Origin of the sequence: Kordiimonas sp., from assembly GCF_048260245.1 — a bacterium.
GTDB lineage: Bacteria > Pseudomonadota > Alphaproteobacteria > Sphingomonadales > Kordiimonadaceae > Kordiimonas.
In genome coordinates this window covers 15,353-32,887 of record NZ_JBLXGZ010000014.1, presented here as the reverse complement: position 1 = coordinate 32,887, position 17,535 = coordinate 15,353, and the positions used below count along the sequence as shown (strand labels likewise).

Sequence of the window (17,535 nt, the reverse complement as noted above, 5' to 3'; positions counted from 1 at the left end):
CGATTACTGGTTCAGTAGACGGATTTTTTGTCCGTCATGCATGAAGGAAACACCAGCCGCCGCGATAATGTCGTTAGCTGTAAGCCCACTCGTCACAATATACATATTGTGACGTACGCCTGCCCCTCGGACGACTATCTTTTCAATAGTCATCGTATCCGTATCCACCCGGTACACATATCCTACCTGAGCGCCATCCTCTCTTCGCTCTGCAGGCACAATCGCCTCGAGAGGAATGAGATAACCGGCTTGTGCTGCATCGGCATTCACCACCACTGATATTTCGCTGGTCATGCCGGGTCGAAGCGCAGACGGTGGGTTCAAGACTGCGGCGCGTACAGTAAACGCATTCGCATTTGATGCGACTGTACCTAGCTCGGTGATACGGCCTTCATGGGCGCCTTCCACGGATGAGAATGTTAGAGTGACCGGCATGCCAGGATGCAATAGTCCCACACCCATTTCAGGCACTAAAAAGACAGCTTCCAGTGCGCCGTCTACGGCAATGTCCAGCAGGGGTTGTCCGGCAGAAACATCCTGAAATTGCTGGACATGTTTAGAGGCAATTGTCCCATCAAAAGGCGCTCGCAGTTCCGTGTTTGCAAGGTCGCGGCGTGCCATACCAAGGCGGGAAAGAGCATAGTCTACGCTACTGCTGCTCGATGACATGGACGCTTCGGCCTTGTCAATGGCCGCTTGGCTTACCCAGCCTTTCGCAAAGAGCTGTTTTTGCCGGTCATAATCTTGCTTTTGTATGATCTGGGCGGACAGAGCATTTTGGTGTTCAGCTTCTGCAGACTGCACATTCAATTCAAAAGGCTGCTTATCAAGAACAGCCAATATTTCGCCTGCAACAACATGATCGCCCGCGTTTTTTTTCAGTATTTTTACGTTGCCGGAGAGCTGAAAACTCATTGTTGATGTATCTGTCGCCTCTAGGACGCCAGGATATTTTCGAATTTGGCCTGATGCTACTTCGGTTATCAGGAAAGGTTTTATCGGCCTGGTTGTGTTGGCGGGCATCTCATTTTTTTGCTCTGAGCAAGCGCTGAGTATGCCTGTGGCCAGAATGAGGATGCTCGTAATTTTTGCTACCTTGGTCATGTCTTTGTCTTCTGCTAACGAGATTGAACCCCGGTTGTCTGCGAGATGCAGCTTACGGGAGCAAGGTATGGGGTACCTCGCTCCAGAACACCCGGGGCACTGGGAAGGAAGCCCGAGTGGTATGGCCGGGTGCAAGCTCTTAAAATTTAACCAAAATCCCCGCTTTGGTTTCCCACTGGTCGAAATCCTTGCCGAAGGTTGTGTATTCCCGGCTCAAACGCAGGCTGAGGGTATCAGTTAGCAAACGCTCGTATCCTCCGCCAACGCGCCAGCCACGCATATTCTTCAAGGCATCCACGCCAACTGCCGGGCTCGTTTCAACCTCGCCGGTTTCACGGAACAGCAGATTGCTGCCATCGCCAAAGGGCTTCCCTTCTGCAAGCAAGGCGCTCCACTCATTATCTGGGTCGAGGCCGAATGGGTCGATTTTGTGGACCTTGTCGGCAAACGTACCTTCAAGGCCAAATTCCTCATCTTCATTCATTTGCACGTGGTAGCTGCCGGTGCTGCTATTATCAGCGCGGCCATCATCTGACGCGCCTAGTTCGGACCAGTTGATACTGGCTTCAATACCGCCCTTTGGGCCATCAGGGGATTTCCCCCCTTTTGCCATTGCTGGCGCGGTAACAATCATTAGTGATGCAGCAAAGGCTGCCAATTTTGCATTGGTCATTCTATCATTCCATAAGTTGAGGTCTGTTGTGTTTGGTAAGCGCTGAAGTCCTGGACCGGGTTCAATCCGGCTGGAGGTCGCAAGCGGTACCGCAGCCAAGCGGCAGCGAACTGCCGACGGCTGACAAAGCGTGGGGTCTGAACCTGTAAATTTTTACTCTGCTATGGGGAGCGTTATTCAAATAGCTCTGCTAGTTGGAAAAAAGCAGGCAGGTGAAGTGCGCAAGAAATTCCAGGATAGCCATGTGGCGTATACGTGATCGTTGATCATGTTATTGTACCGTGTAACCGCGTCCGGTTAAGCAGGCCCCACTTGCGCGGTCATAGTCAGCGCGTTTTTGGGCGACATAACTCTGATTGAGAGCCAAATCCGCCTCGTAGGCACCCTGCGCTTTCGCCTGACTCCGTTTATTCTTGAGGCGAGAGGTCAGTACACGAGTACTTGCGCCGATCGCTGCGGACTCAGCTATATTCTTGCCAGCGATAGCGCCGACAGCTGTACCGAAGGCTGCGCCGCCGATCAGGTTTCTGGCATCTCCGTTTTTGGTGTCAGTTTCGGCGGGGGGAGCCGTCAGGGTTTTTGCCGAACGGGAAGGGTCAAAGCCAGTTTGCTCTGTTGCCCATACGTGGCATTCGTAACGATCTTTCTGCTGCTGTTCGGTGCTCTGGCCCTTGGCGGGGTATATGAACGGCTCCGACGCGATTGCGGATGGCGATATTGCTACGGTCAAAAACGCGACCATTGACGATAGTGTATGCAAACTCTTTTTCATTTTTTTCTTTCGGTACTATTGAACTGTGCCGTTAGACGCGGGCTGGCGGGCGTTCATTCCCGGACAAGAAAAAAAATCGGAAAATATTGTCTGTGACGCTTTGGACGAATTAACGGGCGTGCTGATCAGTCGCCGTCGAGCTGGTCGCGCACAGTTTTCCGTTCCGCTCGAATGCGTTCGAGCTGTTCCTGTGACAGGATGGGTGTCAGGTCCTGTTCCATGCGGTTCATGATTTGCATAAAGCCAGCGCGCCCCCTTTCGAGCATCTGCTCCACGTCGGTCCCCGCAGTGTTGATGATCGCATAAACCTTGGGTTCCTTGTCAGCTGGTACGGGGCCAATCTTTTCGATGGCGTATCGGGTGAACCCTTCTGCTGTGCGAATGTCGCGCAAGGTATCAAGCCGGTCACGGATGACGGCACCTACGAGCAAGCCTCCCAAAACCATGCCCAAAATCAGTGTTGCCGACAGTGTAACCGTTATGGTCAATAGCGGATGTTTCAGCGTCTTCATGGTCAGCCTGTCCTATGGTTTGAGGGCAAAATCCGGTGTCAGAGCGGCATCGAGGCCAGCCGTGGGAATGCCAAAGGCGGCTTCCACCAGACTGACGGATGTGCCTACGGTATCGGGTGTAGCTGATTGCAGATTAAAAGCAGCAACCATGAGGCATGCCGCCGCAACAGGCATCGCCAGACGCTTGAAGCCGACGGACAAGAATTCAGCAAACTGCTCGGTGAGGTCCGTGCCTGCCGTTTCCTCTTCTTGTCGGATTGCGGCCATGACACGTTGCTCAAAAAAGGGTGCAAACCTGTCTTGCGAGACGGTAGTGAGCAATGTTTTGAGCTGTTCCTCGGACATTGTTTTTTCTGTGTCAGCCATCGATATAATCTTCCAGTTCTTTGGCCAGTTGTTTTTTTGCTCTGGCAAGGCGCGACAGGACCGTACCTGTCGGTATTTGAAGAATGTCCGCCACGTCGTCGGTCGAATGCCCGTGGACAAGCCGCATGATCACAACACTTCTAAATTCAGGCGTCAGGGTGTTGAGCGCGCGCGCGATACCCTGTCGACGTTCCGCATCTTCATGCGTATCCCGCGGGTCGGCAATATCAATCTCGTCATCGTCGTCTGATCGCCAAAACTGCCAGCTTCGGCGTTTGCGCCGCCGCAGAGCATCCACGCAAAGATTGATCGCAATTCGGGTTACGTAAGTCTTGACGCTTGCTTCGCCCCGGAAGCGATCGAGAGAGCGGTATAGCCGCACCATTGTTTCCTGGCCGACGTCCTCGGCTTCTTCACAGCGCCCGAGCATGCCGAACACGGTGTTGGCAACCGCGCTTTCATGTCGGCGCACCAGTTCCCGGAATGCGGCATGATCGCCCTCAGCTGCATTCTTGATCAAGTCACTTTCCGGCATATCCGGATCGCATTGCATGACAAGCTCCAGGAAAACCACGCGCGACCCATCTTTTTGTTTCGGGTCACGCGAACAATACCGGAACGACGCTGTCTTTTCGACAGATAAATCCCCGGCCTGCATGCAAACAGCCATCATTGCTGGTCGTCCAGCGTTGTTATCTTGTTTTTTTCTCTAACTGTTTCGGGCTGCAATTCCAGTCCGCCAATCACATCATGGAGTTTCCTTAGCGGTAATTTCACCCGCCCCGCATACCTCGTCATTACTCCTTTCCCAAGGTGGCTGTCACAGCGACGCATGGCCCAAAGCACTTGCAGCAGCACGATCACGGCGGGCAACGTCAGGATAACAGGGCTGCTGTTTTTTTGTTCCATCTCCACCGAAATTCCCTTTTTTTCGCCCGGCTCGGACACTTTGTGTTTTTTCGAGCCCAGAGTATTGGACGTTCGCCGGCGCCTTTTTATTCCCGTCAATTTTCGTAAAGAAAAAACACCGCCAGGGTTTTCCGACGGTGTCGAGGTATCCAGTTCGGGAACGGGTCTCCGAGGGAGGGGATTTAATGGGAACTCGTGAGTTCCTTTATACGTTGCCGATTTTCTTCCTGGATTTTTTTATACTCTGCCATCTGATTTGGCGTTAAATGCTGGGCCAACGCCCGTTCCGTACTTTCACGTACCGATTTCATGTCTTTCGCCAAGCTGATCTTGTTTCGCAAAGACAATTTCGGCTTGCTGCCTTGTCCAAACCCATAGTTCTCTAAAATCGACATGCGTTGCTCACGGCTCGTTTCCATAATGGGCCCCACTTGTTGCTGCTGTTCGTCCGTAAGATTCAGACGCGCTTTCTGCTGCTCAATATGGTCCATCAAGGTCGCGATGGTATCACTGTAAGGCGCATAGGCTGCAGCGGGTACGACAGGCAGGGCAATCAAGGCGATCAAGGCCATCGCCCTGATGATCGCAGCTTTTGGCAAGTACGTTGAATTGGCTGCTAAGCGGAATGGTAGGTCCATTTTTCGTCTCCAATACGTTCACGGCGACACGGCATGTGTCGCCCGGCGTTTGGGTGTTAGACGATGGTATTGGGCAAATATTCCTGAAGTCCAAAAAATACTGACGTAATGCAGCATGGAATTCCGGACCTTGTGAGCTTCTAAAACAAATGGCTGGCAAAATCTGCCAGCCATTTTTCTATTCGTATTCTGAAAAATTCAACACAATCAGTGTATTAATCGCGAGATGATGGCGCCTAACGCTCGAACTCCAGTCTCACTTTATGTGTAACTGAGTCTCACTTTATGCGTCAATATTCTCATTTTATGTGTCACCATACAATACTGCTAGATATCCAGATTGCCGACGCTTAGGGCGTTGTCCTGAATGAAATTACGGCGTTCCTCGACGACATCGCCCATCAGTTTTGAGAATACCTCGTCCGCCGTGTCGGCTTGGCTAACTTTAACGCGCAGAAGCGAGCGAACATCGGGATCGAGCGTGGTTTCCCAAAGCTGGCCGGGGTTCATCTCACCAAGCCCTTTGTAGCGCTGGATCGAGAGGCCCTTGCGGCCAAAGGCCAGAAGGATGGCCAGCATCTCCAGCGGTGTGCCGACAGACTGGGCGTCATCCTTGCGCGAGATGGTGATTGGCTGCTGGAACAGGCCGCGGACCTCACCCATACGTCTGTGCAGGCTGCGCGCTTCCTGACTTTCAATGAAGTGCGGGTCGATTTTGTGCATGTCGATCACGCCGCGCACCTCCTGCGCGAAACTATAGCCGCCGTCTTCTGTCGCAGTGCCGGTCCAGCCGCGCTCGTCATCGGTGGCGACGAGGAAGTTGAGCCGGTCAGCGATGCGGTCAGCCATGGCTTGTCGCCCGGTGGCGTCCTCCAGCAGGTTTTCGTCAAAGCCGCCGAGCAGACCCATCGTCTCGATAAGGACCGGGTTATAGCGCTGCGGCACGTTCGACATGATCGCCTTGATGGCTCGTGCTTCGGAGGCCAGGTGTTCAATCTCGGCGCCAGCGTGCTGCGCGCCGGTGGAGTCGGTAATCAAGACGTCAGATGTACCCTGATTGAGCAGATAGTCGTCCAGTGCCTTGTCGTCTTTCAAATATACCTCAGACCTGCCTCGGCCCACCTTATAGAGTGGGGGTTGTGCGATATAGAGATGCCCGCGCTCTACCACCTCAGGCATCTGCCGGTAGAAGAAAGTGAGCAGTAGCGTGCGGATGTGTGCGCCGTCGACGTCCGCATCGGTCATGATGATGATTTTGTGGTACCTGAGTTTTTCGACGTTAAAGTCCTCGCGCCCGATGCCTGTACCAAGGGCGGTGATCAACGTGCCGATCTCGTTTGATGCCAGCATACGGTCAAACCGCGCGCGTTCCACATTGAGGATTTTACCTCTGAGCGGCAGGATGGCCTGATTTTTACGGTTGCGGCCCTGTTTGGCAGAGCCACCGGCGCTGTCGCCCTCGACGATAAAGATCTCGGAGAGCGCCGGGTCGCGTTCCTGGCAATCAGCCAGCTTGCCGGGCAGGCTGGCGATATCAAGTGCGCCTTTGCGCCGGGTCAACTCGCGCGCTTTCCGTGCGGCTTCGCGGGCGGATGCGGCATCGATGATTTTCTGGATCACCATGCGCGATTCTGTCGGGTGCTCGCCAAACCATTCGGCCAGCTTCTCGTTGACCAGCCCTTCAATCGCCGGGCGCACCTCAGATGATACCAGTTTGTCCTTGGTTTGGCTGGAAAATTTCGGATCCGGAACTTTCACGCTTACCACAGCCGTCAGGCCTTCACGTGCATCATCACCGGCAAGTGATACCTTCGCTTTTTTGGCTAGGCCGCTGTCGTTGACATAGGTATTGATTGTACGTGTGAGCGAGGCGCGGAAGGCCGCGAGGTGTGTGCCGCCGTCGCGCTGCGGGATGTTGTTGGTGAAGCAAAGCACATTTTCGTGGTAGCTGTCGTTCCACTGCAGCGAGATCTCTGCGGTGATGCCATCTTTTTCGCCCATGATGGTGATTGGCTCACCAATCTGGCTTGATTTGTTGCGGTCGAGATACTTCACAAAGGCAGTGATGCCGCCTTCATAGAACAGATCCACCTCCTTGATGTCCGCGTGGCGGTTGTCGCGCAGGAGAATGTGAACGCCGGAGTTCAGGAAGGCGAGTTCGCGGTAGCGGTGCTCCAGCCGGTCGAAGTCAAACTCGACAAACTTGAAGGTGTTGAGCGATGGCATGAAGGTCACGCTGGTGCCTTTTTTACCGTCCGAATCGCCAACAACGATAAGGTCGTCGACCGGTTCGCCGCGCTCAAAACGCATGTAATGTTCTTTGCCGCCGCGCCAGATGCGAAGCTCAAGCCAGTCGGACAGTGCGTTCACAACCGAGACGCCCACGCCGTGCAAGCCGCCAGAAACCTTATAGCTGTTCTGGTCGAACTTGCCGCCTGCGTGCAGCTGGGTCATGATGACCTGCGCGGCGGAAACACCTTCTTCCTCGTGAATGTCGGTCGGAATGCCGCGGCCATTATCGGTGACGGTGCAACTGCCGTCCGGGTTGAGGGTCATGGTCACGAGGTCACAGTGGCCAGCCAACGCTTCATCAATCGCATTATCGGATACTTCAAACACCATGTGATGGAGACCAGAGCCGTCCTCGGTGTCGCCGATGTACATGCCCGGGCGCTTGCGCACGGCATCGAGGCCTTTCAGGACCTTGATTGAATCGGCGCCATATTCCTGTTCTGGTGTATTTGTCATATCTTCACTCATACCTTCGACCCTTCATTCTTGTTATCCGTGGCACGGTTGGATCGCACCGCCAGCCACATCAAAAAATTCCGCCCGGCCTTTGAGCGCCTCAAAGAGGCTGCGGTCGGTGCCGGTTAACCAGCATTGGCCACCAAGGGCGGCCAATGCATCAAAAAGCGCAGAACGGCGGTCCCCGTCCAAGTGCGCAACAATCTCGTCAAGGAGCATCAGTGGCGCCTGCCCCTTAATGGCGGACTGGAGCTTGGCATTTGCCAGCACCAGCGCGATGAGGAGCGCTTTCTGCTCCCCGGTAGAACACAAGTCGGCCTGCATGGCCTTGGGCGCATGGGTGACCACAAGGTCGGTCTTGTGTACCCCCTCATGGGTGCGGCCCGAGGCCATATCACGCGCCCGGCCTGACATAAGCTTGTCGCGGTAGGCGGCCTCAGCTTCCACCGCGGCCACGCCGTCCGCCAGTAAACCCTCGATCCAGCCGTCGATGGCCAACTCCGCCTTCGGGAACGGCCCGTCCTCAGCTTCAGCTAGCTGGCCCGCCAGCTGGCCCGCGTAATCAAGCCTTGCGGTCGCAACAGCCACAGCATGCTCAGCCATGCGGGCTTCAATTGCACTCAGCCACGCTGGGTCGGCGCGCGTACCCTTGTCGCCCATCAGCCGGTTGCGCTCGCGCATGACACGCTCATAAGCGCCAACCTGACGGCTGTGGTCGGCATAAAGCCCCAGCACCAGCCGGTCAAGGAAGCGCCGCCGCGAGGCTGGCCCTTCGGTAAACAGCCGGTCCATCTGAGGCGTCAGCCAAGTAACCGCCCAGCGGTCACCGAGAACATTGCTGTTGGCGGCCGCCAAGCCGTCAATGCGCACAAGGCGTTTGGTACCTGCCGTATCGCTGTCGCCCTGTCCGGCACCGATATCCTGCCCGGTGCCTACCTTCACGCTTTCGCCGGCGAGGTCGAGCGTCGCGGCCACAGCCCACGGGCTGGTGCTGCCTTGCCTGAGTACGTCGTCAAGGGTAGCGCGCCTCAGGCCCCGCCCCGGCGCCAGATAGCTCAGCGCCTCAAGCACGTTGGTTTTCCCCGCTCCGTTTTCACCTGTCAGTACCACAATGGGCGACTGCCCCTGCGGCTTCACGCTGGCCCGTGTATAGGAGCGGAAGTTGGTGAGCATCAGGCTTTCAACATATACACCCTGGCGGGGCATTTCAGCCCAGGTTTTTACTGCGTCAGCCATGGCGTATTACCATTGGCAAGGCAGCAAAAGGGGTGTGGCGTTTCAAGCGAATGCTCATCCTGTTTATTTTCTGGTGTGTCACGACCATGCAGACGGAGCCTGTGATCAGACCCGCATCGGCATCAGTACGTAAAGCGCACCTTCGTCAACCATATCCTTCAGCACGGTCGGTGCGGACGGGTCGGCAAGAAATACCTGTACGGTCTCGCCTTCGACCTGTGCGAGGATATCAAGCAGATACCGGCTATTGAAACCGATCTCCAGCGCATCAGAACCATAGGATGCAGCCAGTTCTTCCGTCGCTGTGCCACTGTCAGGGCTGTTGACGGAAAGCGTGAGGGTGTCTTCCGCGATCGACAGCTTGACGGAGCGTGTCTTGTCGGAACTGATGGTGGACACCCGGTCGGTGGCTTCCGCGAACAGGCGGCAGTCCATTTCCAGCATCTTGTCATTCCCCTTGGGGATGACACGACTATAGTCCGGGAAGGTACCGTCGATCAGTTTTGAGGTCACAACCGCGCCGTCATAGGCGAAGCGGATCTTGGTGTCAGACAGGGAAATTTGAACGGCACCGTCAAACTCATCGATCAGCTTGCGGACTTCGCCCACGGTTTTACGGGGAATGATGATGCCCGGCATGCCGGCGGCACCTTCGGGCACGTCCTGCTCAACTTGCGCAAGTCGGTGGCCATCGGTCGCAACAGCCCGCAGGGTGGCACCGTCTTCGGTGTTGGCCACATGCAGGTAAATGCCGTTCAGGTAATAGCGGGTTTCCTCGGTCGAGATCGCGAAGCGGGCCTTGTCAATAAGGCGCTTCAGTTCAGCCGCCGCCAGTTCAAAGCGGTGTGGCATGTCGCCTTCGCTCATCACCGGGAAATCTTCCTTGTCGAGACAGGCGAGTGTGAAGCGTGAGCGGCCGGCCTTGACGATCAGGCGGTCATTGTCTTCGGCGGTCAGCTCAACCTCTGACCCGTCAGGTAATTTACGCACGATATCGAACAGGGTGTGGGCCGGCACGGTGATGGCACCGCCCTGTGCCACATTGGCGCTTGTGCGTTCGACGATAGCGATATCAAGGTCGGTCGCTGTCATGGAGACCGTGTCGCCGTCTGCTTCCATCATCACGTTTGAAAGGATGGGGATTGTATTCCTGCGCTCGACAACTGATTGCACGTGGCTCAGTGTCTTGAGAAGGGAATTCCGCTCGATAGTGACTTTCATGGATAATTCTTCTTGTCTGACTGTTTCTCCCGGCCCCGGATAGTATTGCCCCAGTATGGACCCGTGCCGGACACTCCCGCCTCACCGCTCGTCCCCTTTTGGGGTGCTTGCTCCCTGCCGCCAACCGCCTCCCAGTTGCCAGCCTGAAGATGGGTGATAACCACCCGAAGCCGTGAGGATTTAATTTATAGGGAACAATAGCGATTTTAGCGCTCAAACCAAACTAAAAAGCGCCAGAAAGGCGCTTTTTTTTGGGTCGCGGAATCGAAGGAAAACAGCCGAGTCGCGCCAGCGCTTTTGCGCCGTGTGAGAGGCTGCGTTTCCTAGCCCTCGAGCATGCGGCTGAGGCGGGTGATATCGTCGTCCATCTGGCTGTCGTCACGGCGCAGGTCTTCGACCTTGCGAACCGCGTGCATGACCGTTGTATGGTCACGGCCGCCGAAGCGTCGTCCGATCTCGGGAAGGCTGCGGCTCGTCAGCTGCTTGGACAGATACATGGCGATCTGGCGCGGCCGGGCGATGTTGCGTGCACGGCGCTCAGACAGCATCTCTGCCAATCGCAGGTTAAAATAGTCGGCCACGGCGCGCTGGATCTCGTCAATCGTCAGCTTGCGGTCATTGGCTCGGATAAGGTCCTGTAGTACGTCGCGGGTAACGTCCATGGTGATGGGGCGGCCGACAAGGGTGGCATAGGCCATCACACGGTTCAGTGCGCCCTCCAGCTCCCGCACGTTCGACGTGATGCGGCGGGCGAGGAACTCAAGCACCTCGGCGGGGACAATCACGTTCCTGGATTGCTCCGCCTTCGACTGCAGGATGCCGAGCCTCAACTCGTAGTCGGTGGGGTGAATGTCAGCCACCAGGCCCCAGCCAAGGCGGCTGATGATACGTTCCTGAATGCCTTCAAGGTCGGTCGGCGACCGGTCGGCGGTAATCACTACCTGACAGCGGTTATCCACCAGTGCGTTGAATGTATGGAAAAATTCTTCCTGCGTACTTTCCTTGTTGGCGATGAACTGCACATCGTCAACCATCAGAAGATCCACGGAGCGGAACTTCTGTTTGAAAGCGTGGGTGTCCTTGAAGCGCAGCGCGGCGATAAATTCGAACATGAACTTCTCGGCGGAGATATAAACCACGCGTTTCTCAGGTGTGCTGCGGCGGACTTCCCATGCGATGGCGTGCATCAGGTGGGTTTTGCCAAGGCCAACACCGCCGTGCAGAAACAGCGGATTAAAAACCACCTCGCCCGCCTCGGAGATGCGTTTGGCCGCGGCGTAGGCCAACTCGTTCGATTTGCCGACAACAAAGCTGTCAAAGGTGTATTTGGGGTCAAGCGCAGAGCTTTCGCTGGTGCGCGCGCCAATGCCGGTGTCTGCTGGGTCGGTCGCCGCCGCCGCGGGCATTGGTGCTGGCGTGCCGTTTGCCTGCGCGTCGCGGGTGGCAAGACGAATGGTCAGCGCTTTCACGCGCGGGTCTTCGCCTGAGAAAAAATCCTTGAGACGCGGTGCATAGTGCCGCTGGATCCAGTCGCGCACAAATTTTGTCGGTGCGGTTAGTTCAGCTGTACCGCCGTCGATTCCATTGAAACCCAATTGCCCAAGCCATGTGGTGAACGCATGCTGGCCGAACTCGTTCTTGAACTTCTCACAGACCCGTGGCCATGGTGATTGATCAAGGTTCTGGTTCAGTGTGGATGCAACCCCCCCGGTAGCCCCCATGGTATCTTGCTCCCTCTCTGACATCGGGCAATAAACCCCCTTTACACCAAACACAATTTTGCCTTGCCCGACGCTGGTTCAACCATTCCCCGGTGCCGCAAACACACTTGCGGCGATGCTGGTAAAATGCAGTTGGCCCACCAAAAGAAGGGCGCTGCGCCAGCTGAGGGCACGGATGTCCCGATCTGCTATTTCCAAAGGCGGTGGCGTGATCCCAGCTCAATAACTATCGCATCAAACTCTAGCGTTGCCTGGGGCCTGAACCACATTCGGGCTACTCTCTTAGTGAGAAGGTAAGGCGCCCGACCGGCCCACCGCGTAAGGACGGAATGTACAGCTGCACCCTCTCCCTCACAACCGATTCTATTGCTTGACAGCAATTAAATTCACAGCCCTATGGCGCGAGTCATAGGCGGCTACAAGATATTGATTCAGGTCCGGAACCGGCGCTATCCTGTGCTCTCTTTGTTCGCAGAACATTCAGGCAACAAAAAAGCTGCACCAAATAAGTGCAGCTTTTCAACTTTTTATCGCTGGCCTGACGGCGAATCGGAAGCAGCATGCCGCCCCTCAAGCGAGTGTCTTATGCAAGCGCCTTGACGCGAGCGGACAGACGAGAAACTTTGCGCGAAGCGGTCTTCTTGTGAAGGACGCCTTTGGTAACACCGCGCATGATTTCAGGCTGTGCATTCTTGAGAGCTTCGCCAGCCGCTGCCTTGTCGCCTGAGGCGAGGGCTTCTTCAACCTTACGCACATAGGTGCGGATGCGGCTGACGCGCGACTTGTTAACGAGACGACGTGTTTCGTTTTGACGAATGCGTTTCTTGGCTTGAACAGAATTTGCCATTTTCTTCTTTAACCTTTTGCGGACCCCGCGCCCCGTAAACCGTCCGGCGCTTCCTGTCCTTGCTTTCTTCTATTTGTCCGGGCTGCCTCAAACTACTCTGGGCAACCGCGTATGAATTCGAGGTCGGGTCTATATACCGCTTCTGACGCGGCGTCAAGAGTTGAAGGCCAGAAAACTTAAGGGATCGCTGGCCTTCACCCCTGCCTCTCATACCATCAGCAGTTTTTGAACTGCGGCTGGCGTTTCTCGATAAAGGCGTTCATGCCTTCTTTCTGATCTTCAGTCGCGAACAGCGAATGGAAGGCGCGGCGCTCAAACAGCAGGCCTTCTGCCAGGCTGGTCTCAAGCGCACGGTTGGTGGCCTCCTTGGCAAGCGCAACGCTTGGTGCTGAAAGTCCCGCGATACCGCTCGCAATTTCCATTGCTTTGTCGAGCAAATCATCCACCGGCACGATACGGCTGATAAGGCCGGAGCGTTCGGCTTCTTCGGCATCCATCATCCGGCCTGTCAGCATCATGTCCATCGCTTTTGACTTGCCGACAAGACGTGTCAGGCGCTGGGAACCACCAATCCCGGGAATCACCCCAAGCTTGATCTCGGGCTGGCCAAATTTTGCCGTGTCGGCCGCGACGATAAAGTCGCACGCCATGGCGATTTCGCAACCACCACCAAGCGCATAGCCCGATACCGCTGCTATCACCGGCTTGCGGACCCGCGCAAATGCATCGTTGATGCCACCAAACAGGTCACTTTTCGCCACATCTGCGAATGTCAGCTCCGCCATTTGCTTGATGTCGGCACCTGCTGCAAATGCTTTTTCGCTGCCGGTGACAACAATCGCACCCACATCTTCGTCTGCATCCAGTGCCAGCAGCGCTTCACCCAGCTCACTCAAAAGAGTGCTGTTAAGCGCGTTAAGCGTATCGGGGCGGTTGAATGTAATCAGTCCAACCCCTTCCTGCTTGTCGAGCAGAATCGTTTCAAAAGTCATTAATCAGCCTTTTCTTGATCTGACCGTTGGTCGAGACTCCTACTGCTCTTGGGCCGGTTTGAAAAGACCTTTATATAAAGCACGCCGGGGCCCGCCATATATGGTCATTCCACCGGCTCGAGGCGCAATATGATGCGGTGGTCGTCGGCCTCATTTTCAGCTTGTGTGAAAACCAGCCGATTCTCCTCGCGGGCGCAGGTCATTACATACGCTGCTTCAGTACAGGCCCAGCCGAGCCCCGTCAGTGCAGAGTTATAAGCGGCAATCGCCTCATCGCTGGTGGTTGAGACAAGCAGTCTATACTCGGCCACCGTCCCGGCGGGTGTGTCGAAGATAACCGGTTCCCCCTCGATGGCGGTGACCATTTCGAGCTGCGGTACATCGGGCAAACCGTCGAGGAAAACATCCTCGTCAGCGTGAAGGTGCCCAGTCATGAACAGCTGCACAGATATGGCACATATCAGGGCTTTTTTTGCACACTCTTTGCTCAAATTCGGCACTCCGGATGGTTCATTCTTGGCAGGTGCTGCAAAAGAAGCTGGAGCGACCCTGCTGGACGATTCGCTCTATTGTACCACCACAATCGGGCGTGGAACAGGCTTCTCCTTCACGACCGTAGGCCTTGAAACTATGCTGGAAATACCCAAGCTCGCCGCTGGCCTGAACATAGTCCTTCAAGGTGGAACCTCCGGCAGCTATTGCTTCTGTCAGCACGTCTCGGATGATGGGGACAAGGCGCGCCGCGCCGTCACCGGCCACGCTAAGGGCTTGCCGAGACGGGTGAATTCCCGCGCGCCACAGGGCTTCGCAGACATATATATTACCAAGCCCTGCCACCAGCTTCTGATCCAGAAGAGCGGCCTTGATGCTGGACTTGCGTCTCATGAGCCCAGCGTTGAGCACATCCACATTGAATTCGTTCCCCAGCGGTTCAGGGCCGATGTCACGGATCAGCGGATGATCTGCAATTGTTTCCCGGTCACTGAACAGGATCAGGCCGAAGCGCCGTGCGTCATTATATATAACATGCGTGCCGTCTGCTGTTTTCAATTCCACATGGTCGTGTTTTGCAGGCGCCACCGGAAGGCCGTCCGCCTTGTGGATCGTCACCCGGCCCGACATGCCAAGGTGCAGAATCACCATCAGGCCGTCCGCGCATTCCATCAGGATATATTTGGACCGCCGTGTGAGCCGCTCAATGCGGTTACCGGTGAGCCGTGCGCTGAAATCCTCAGGGATCGGGAAGCGGAGCTTGGACACCCGTGCGGTGGCCACAGCGATCGTCGCGCCTTCAAGGGCGGGCGACAGGCCACGCCGGACCGTTTCAACCTCAGGCAATTCGGGCATTTTGTCGCGTTCCCCTCAGCGGCATAAAGTCATACAGATAAAAGGGCGCTGGCAATCCTGCCCCTTGCTGGGCTATGGTCCGCCGAAATCGCCGCATCACAAGCAACAGGGCCGATGACATGATGTCAAGCAGCAAAGACGAGAAAACCGGCGCAGCCGCCACCGAATCGACTACTCACTTTGGGTTCAAGACCGTGCGGGAACAAGAAAAAGCGTCCATGGTGCGCGGGGTGTTCAATTCGGTTGCCGACCGCTACGACGTCATGAACGACGCCATGAGTATGGGCGTGCACCGGGTGTGGAAAAACTCGCTCATCAACAGCATCAACCCGCGTCCCGGTATGCATCTGCTGGATGTGGCGGGCGGCACCGGCGACATTGCTTTCCGCTTCCTGGACGCCAGCGAAGGCGGACAGGTGACGGTATGTGACATCAATGCCGAGATGTTGCGGGTTGGCCGTGAGCGCGCTTCGGATAAAGGCTATGCTGGCCGCGCTGAATTTGTATGCGGGGACGCGCAGAAGCTGCCGTTCGAGGACCGCAGCAAGGATGCCTATACCATCGCTTTCGGGATCAGGAATGTAACCCGGATAGAGGAAGCGCTGGTGGAAGCTTACCGCGTGCTGAAACCGGGCGCGAAGTTCTTCTGCCTTGAGTTCAGCCCACAAGTGGTGCCGGTGCTGCAAAGCACATATGACAGCTACAGCTTCAATATGATTCCCAAAATGGGCAAGGCGATCACCGGTGACGCCGACAGCTACCAGTATTTGGTCGAATCTATCCGCCGTTTCCCCACGCCAAACCGGTTTGCTGAGATGATCAAGGCTGCGGGTTTCAGCCGTGTCGGCTACCGCACCATGTCGGCTGGGGTGGTTGCCATCCACAGTGGTACACGTATATAGGGGCCGCGCGTGCTTACGCTTCGCTATCTCATACAGCTATATCTGCTGGCAACCGGGCTGAGGCGCTACGGTGCCATTCGCGCGCTCGCCAGCATTGAGCTGGTACCAGCCTGGGCGCCGAAGCTTCTGCGGGCGCTGACTTTTTATATCCCGCGTCGGCGCGGGTTGCCGGGTGCGGATGGCGAGCGGCTCGCCCTTGCGCTTGCCGGCATGGGTCCCGCTTACATCAAGCTCGGGCAAACGCTCGCGACCCGACCGGACCTTGTGGGACGGCCACTGGCCGAAGGCCTCACTACCCTGCAGGACCGCTTGCCGCCGTTTCCCTTTGCCAAGGCAAAAGAAACAATTGAGCGTGAACTGGGCGGCAGCCTGACAGACCATTACAGCGCGTTTGAAGAGAAACCAGTGGCGGCGGCTTCCATCGCGCAGGTCCATAAGGCGGTAACGACGGCGGGGTTGCCTGTTGCGGTTAAGGTATTGCGCCCCGATGTGGTGGCGCGTTTCACCCGTGATCTCAGGCTTTTTGAATGGCTGGCCGACTTGGCTGAACGTCATGTGCGGGAGGCACAACGCCTGCGCCTTACCAAGGTTGTGGCAAAGGTGCGCGAGACGGTGCTCAGGGAGATGGACCTGCGCCTTGAAGCGGCGGCAGCGGCTGAGCTTAAGGAAAATATGGCCAGCGAAAGTGGCTACCGCTTGCCGAAAATCGAGTGGGACCACACGACCAGAAGTGTGCTGACACTTGAATGGGTGGAGGGTGTGCGTCTGGCAGACAGTGCAGCACTTGAAGCCGCCGGGCATGACCTGACTGCCCTTGGGGCCCGTGTTGTGCAAGTATTCCTCACACAAGCGCTGAGGGACGGGTTTTTCCATGCCGACCTGCACCAGGGAAACCTGATTGTGCAGGCAGACGGCACCATTGTTGCCATCGACTTTGGCATTATGGGCCGCCTGTCAAAACCGGAACGCCGGTTTTTGGCCGAGATACTGTATGGCTTTATCCGACGGGATTACCAAAGGGTGGCGCAGATCCACTTTGATGCGGGCTATGTATCGAAGGACCAGAGCCTTGAAGAGTTTGCGCAGGCGATGCGCTCGATCGCTGACCCGATTATGGATCTACCAGTCGAAGAAATTTCCGCAGGCCAGCTTCTGGCACAGCTTTTTGCCACCACTGAACGTTTTTCGATGCAGACGCAGCCGCAGCTTCTTTTGCTGCAGCGCACGATGGTGATGGCGGAAGGCATGGCCCTGCATCTCAACCCGCGCGCTAATATGTGGCAGATATCCGAACCGGTGATCGAGCGCTGGATCAGGGGCAATCTGTCGCCTGAAGCCCGCTTTGCTGACGCCATCAACAACCTGCCGCGCCTTCTGGACCGTCTGCCCGCAAAGCTTGAGCGCTGGCTGAGCGATGATGAAGTGCCGGTGGTGGCGATGCCTGAGCCCGCGCCACAGGTTGGGCAGAAATCAAGCCTTTTCCCGTTCGCGCTAGGGCTGGTTGTTGGCGCAGCTATCCTCAAAATCCTCGCACTTTAAGTCTGCTT

18 protein-coding genes are annotated in these 17,535 nt (G+C 56.3%); 2 read left to right on the top strand and 16 right to left on the bottom strand.

Features of this window, described 5'->3' with window-relative positions:
* Positions 1 to 3 precede the first annotated feature (3 nt).
* From ACN0VM_RS09335 to mutM, 16 genes are all read right to left on the bottom strand, one after another.
* Positions 4 to 1,104: an efflux RND transporter periplasmic adaptor subunit gene (locus ACN0VM_RS09335; RefSeq protein ID WP_417450605.1), complete on the bottom strand. Its 1,101-nt coding sequence runs from the start codon at positions 1,102 to 1,104 to the stop codon at positions 4 to 6.
* 139 nt (positions 1,105 to 1,243) lie between these two features.
* On the bottom strand, positions 1,244 to 1,777 hold the full coding sequence (locus ACN0VM_RS09330; protein ID WP_417450604.1) for a hypothetical protein: 534 nt from the start codon (positions 1,775 to 1,777) through the stop codon (positions 1,244 to 1,246).
* Positions 1,778 to 2,048: 271 nt separating this feature from the next.
* Positions 2,049 to 2,549 carry a hypothetical protein gene (locus ACN0VM_RS09325; protein ID WP_417450603.1) on the bottom strand — a complete coding sequence of 167 codons (501 nt, stop codon included), beginning with the start codon at positions 2,547 to 2,549 and terminating at the stop codon, positions 2,049 to 2,051.
* 125 nt (positions 2,550 to 2,674) lie between these two features.
* Positions 2,675 to 3,061, bottom strand: coding sequence for a hypothetical protein (locus tag ACN0VM_RS09320; RefSeq protein WP_417450602.1), 387 nt, complete (start codon positions 3,059 to 3,061; stop codon positions 2,675 to 2,677).
* A gap of 12 nt (positions 3,062 to 3,073) precedes the next feature.
* Positions 3,074 to 3,427, bottom strand: coding sequence for a hypothetical protein (locus tag ACN0VM_RS09315; RefSeq protein WP_417450601.1), 354 nt, complete (start codon positions 3,425 to 3,427; stop codon positions 3,074 to 3,076).
* Positions 3,420 to 3,980, bottom strand: a complete 561-nt coding sequence (locus ACN0VM_RS09310; RefSeq protein ID WP_417450600.1) for an RNA polymerase sigma factor — start codon at positions 3,978 to 3,980, stop codon at positions 3,420 to 3,422. Before ACN0VM_RS09310 ends, ACN0VM_RS09315 begins: the two co-directional genes overlap by 8 nt.
* A gap of 116 nt (positions 3,981 to 4,096) precedes the next feature.
* The gene (locus ACN0VM_RS09305; RefSeq protein ID WP_417450599.1) at positions 4,097 to 4,342 is read right to left on the bottom strand and encodes a hypothetical protein; all 246 of its coding nucleotides are present in this window, start codon (positions 4,340 to 4,342) and stop codon (positions 4,097 to 4,099) included.
* Positions 4,343 to 4,518: 176 nt separating this feature from the next.
* Complete coding sequence (locus ACN0VM_RS09300) at positions 4,519 to 4,974, bottom strand: hypothetical protein (RefSeq protein WP_417450598.1); 456 nt, start codon at positions 4,972 to 4,974, stop codon at positions 4,519 to 4,521.
* A gap of 327 nt (positions 4,975 to 5,301) precedes the next feature.
* Positions 5,302 to 7,734, bottom strand: a complete 2,433-nt coding sequence (gene gyrB / locus ACN0VM_RS09295) for a DNA topoisomerase (ATP-hydrolyzing) subunit B (protein WP_417450597.1) — start codon at positions 7,732 to 7,734, stop codon at positions 5,302 to 5,304.
* Between the two features lie 21 nt (positions 7,735 to 7,755).
* Positions 7,756 to 8,958 (bottom strand): DNA replication/repair protein RecF, encoded by a 1,203-nt coding sequence (gene recF / locus ACN0VM_RS09290; protein WP_417450596.1) that lies wholly within the window; start codon positions 8,956 to 8,958, stop codon positions 7,756 to 7,758.
* 105 nt (positions 8,959 to 9,063) lie between these two features.
* Positions 9,064 to 10,179 (bottom strand): DNA polymerase III subunit beta, encoded by a 1,116-nt coding sequence (gene dnaN / locus ACN0VM_RS09285; protein WP_417450595.1) that lies wholly within the window; start codon positions 10,177 to 10,179, stop codon positions 9,064 to 9,066.
* A gap of 323 nt (positions 10,180 to 10,502) precedes the next feature.
* The gene (gene dnaA / locus ACN0VM_RS09280) at positions 10,503 to 11,900 is read right to left on the bottom strand and encodes a chromosomal replication initiator protein DnaA (RefSeq protein WP_417450594.1); all 1,398 of its coding nucleotides are present in this window, start codon (positions 11,898 to 11,900) and stop codon (positions 10,503 to 10,505) included.
* A gap of 583 nt (positions 11,901 to 12,483) precedes the next feature.
* Entirely contained in the window at positions 12,484 to 12,747 is a 264-nt protein-coding gene (rpsT, locus tag ACN0VM_RS09275; RefSeq protein WP_417450593.1) for a 30S ribosomal protein S20, read from the bottom strand.
* Positions 12,748 to 12,962: 215 nt separating this feature from the next.
* Complete coding sequence (locus ACN0VM_RS09270; RefSeq protein ID WP_417450592.1) at positions 12,963 to 13,739, bottom strand: enoyl-CoA hydratase; 777 nt, start codon at positions 13,737 to 13,739, stop codon at positions 12,963 to 12,965.
* 104 nt (positions 13,740 to 13,843) lie between these two features.
* Complete coding sequence (locus ACN0VM_RS09265) at positions 13,844 to 14,173, bottom strand: hypothetical protein (protein WP_417450591.1); 330 nt, start codon at positions 14,171 to 14,173, stop codon at positions 13,844 to 13,846.
* Positions 14,174 to 14,249: 76 nt separating this feature from the next.
* On the bottom strand, positions 14,250 to 15,086 hold the full coding sequence (mutM, locus tag ACN0VM_RS09260; protein WP_417450590.1) for a bifunctional DNA-formamidopyrimidine glycosylase/DNA-(apurinic or apyrimidinic site) lyase: 837 nt from the start codon (positions 15,084 to 15,086) through the stop codon (positions 14,250 to 14,252).
* A gap of 119 nt (positions 15,087 to 15,205) precedes the next feature.
* On the opposite strand from mutM, the gene ubiE reads away from it, so the two are divergent.
* Entirely contained in the window at positions 15,206 to 15,988 is a 783-nt protein-coding gene (gene ubiE / locus ACN0VM_RS09255) for a bifunctional demethylmenaquinone methyltransferase/2-methoxy-6-polyprenyl-1,4-benzoquinol methylase UbiE (RefSeq protein WP_417450589.1), read from the top strand.
* A gap of 9 nt (positions 15,989 to 15,997) precedes the next feature.
* Complete coding sequence (ubiB, locus tag ACN0VM_RS09250; protein WP_417450588.1) at positions 15,998 to 17,527, top strand: 2-polyprenylphenol 6-hydroxylase; 1,530 nt, start codon at positions 15,998 to 16,000, stop codon at positions 17,525 to 17,527.
* The last annotated feature ends 8 nt before the right edge of the window (positions 17,528 to 17,535 follow it).

Coding starts and splice junctions, on each gene's coding strand:
- ACN0VM_RS09335 (WP_417450605.1), bottom strand. CDS start 1,104: ATGACCAAGGTAGCAAAAATTACGAGCATCCTCATTCTGGCCACAGGC.
- ACN0VM_RS09330 (WP_417450604.1), bottom strand. CDS start 1,777: ATGACCAATGCAAAATTGGCAGCCTTTGCTGCATCACTAATGATTGTT.
- ACN0VM_RS09325 (WP_417450603.1), bottom strand. CDS start 2,549: ATGAAAAAGAGTTTGCATACACTATCGTCAATGGTCGCGTTTTTGACC.
- ACN0VM_RS09320 (WP_417450602.1), bottom strand. CDS start 3,061: ATGAAGACGCTGAAACATCCGCTATTGACCATAACGGTTACACTGTCG.
- ACN0VM_RS09315 (WP_417450601.1), bottom strand. CDS start 3,427: ATGGCTGACACAGAAAAAACAATGTCCGAGGAACAGCTCAAAACATTG.
- ACN0VM_RS09310 (WP_417450600.1), bottom strand. CDS start 3,980: ATGCAATGCGATCCGGATATGCCGGAAAGTGACTTGATCAAGAATGCA.
- ACN0VM_RS09300 (WP_417450598.1), bottom strand. CDS start 4,974: ATGGACCTACCATTCCGCTTAGCAGCCAATTCAACGTACTTGCCAAAA.
- gyrB (WP_417450597.1), bottom strand. CDS start 7,734: ATGAGTGAAGATATGACAAATACACCAGAACAGGAATATGGCGCCGAT.
- recF (WP_417450596.1), bottom strand. CDS start 8,958: ATGGCTGACGCAGTAAAAACCTGGGCTGAAATGCCCCGCCAGGGTGTA.
- dnaN (WP_417450595.1), bottom strand. CDS start 10,179: ATGAAAGTCACTATCGAGCGGAATTCCCTTCTCAAGACACTGAGCCAC.
- dnaA (WP_417450594.1), bottom strand. CDS start 11,900: ATGGGGGCTACCGGGGGGGTTGCATCCACACTGAACCAGAACCTTGAT.
- rpsT (WP_417450593.1), bottom strand. CDS start 12,747: ATGGCAAATTCTGTTCAAGCCAAGAAACGCATTCGTCAAAACGAAACA.
- ACN0VM_RS09270 (WP_417450592.1), bottom strand. CDS start 13,739: ATGACTTTTGAAACGATTCTGCTCGACAAGCAGGAAGGGGTTGGACTG.
- ACN0VM_RS09265 (WP_417450591.1), bottom strand. CDS start 14,173: ATGACTGGGCACCTTCACGCTGACGAGGATGTTTTCCTCGACGGTTTG.
- mutM (WP_417450590.1), bottom strand. CDS start 15,086: ATGCCCGAATTGCCTGAGGTTGAAACGGTCCGGCGTGGCCTGTCGCCC.
- ubiE (WP_417450589.1), top strand. CDS start 15,206: ATGATGTCAAGCAGCAAAGACGAGAAAACCGGCGCAGCCGCCACCGAA.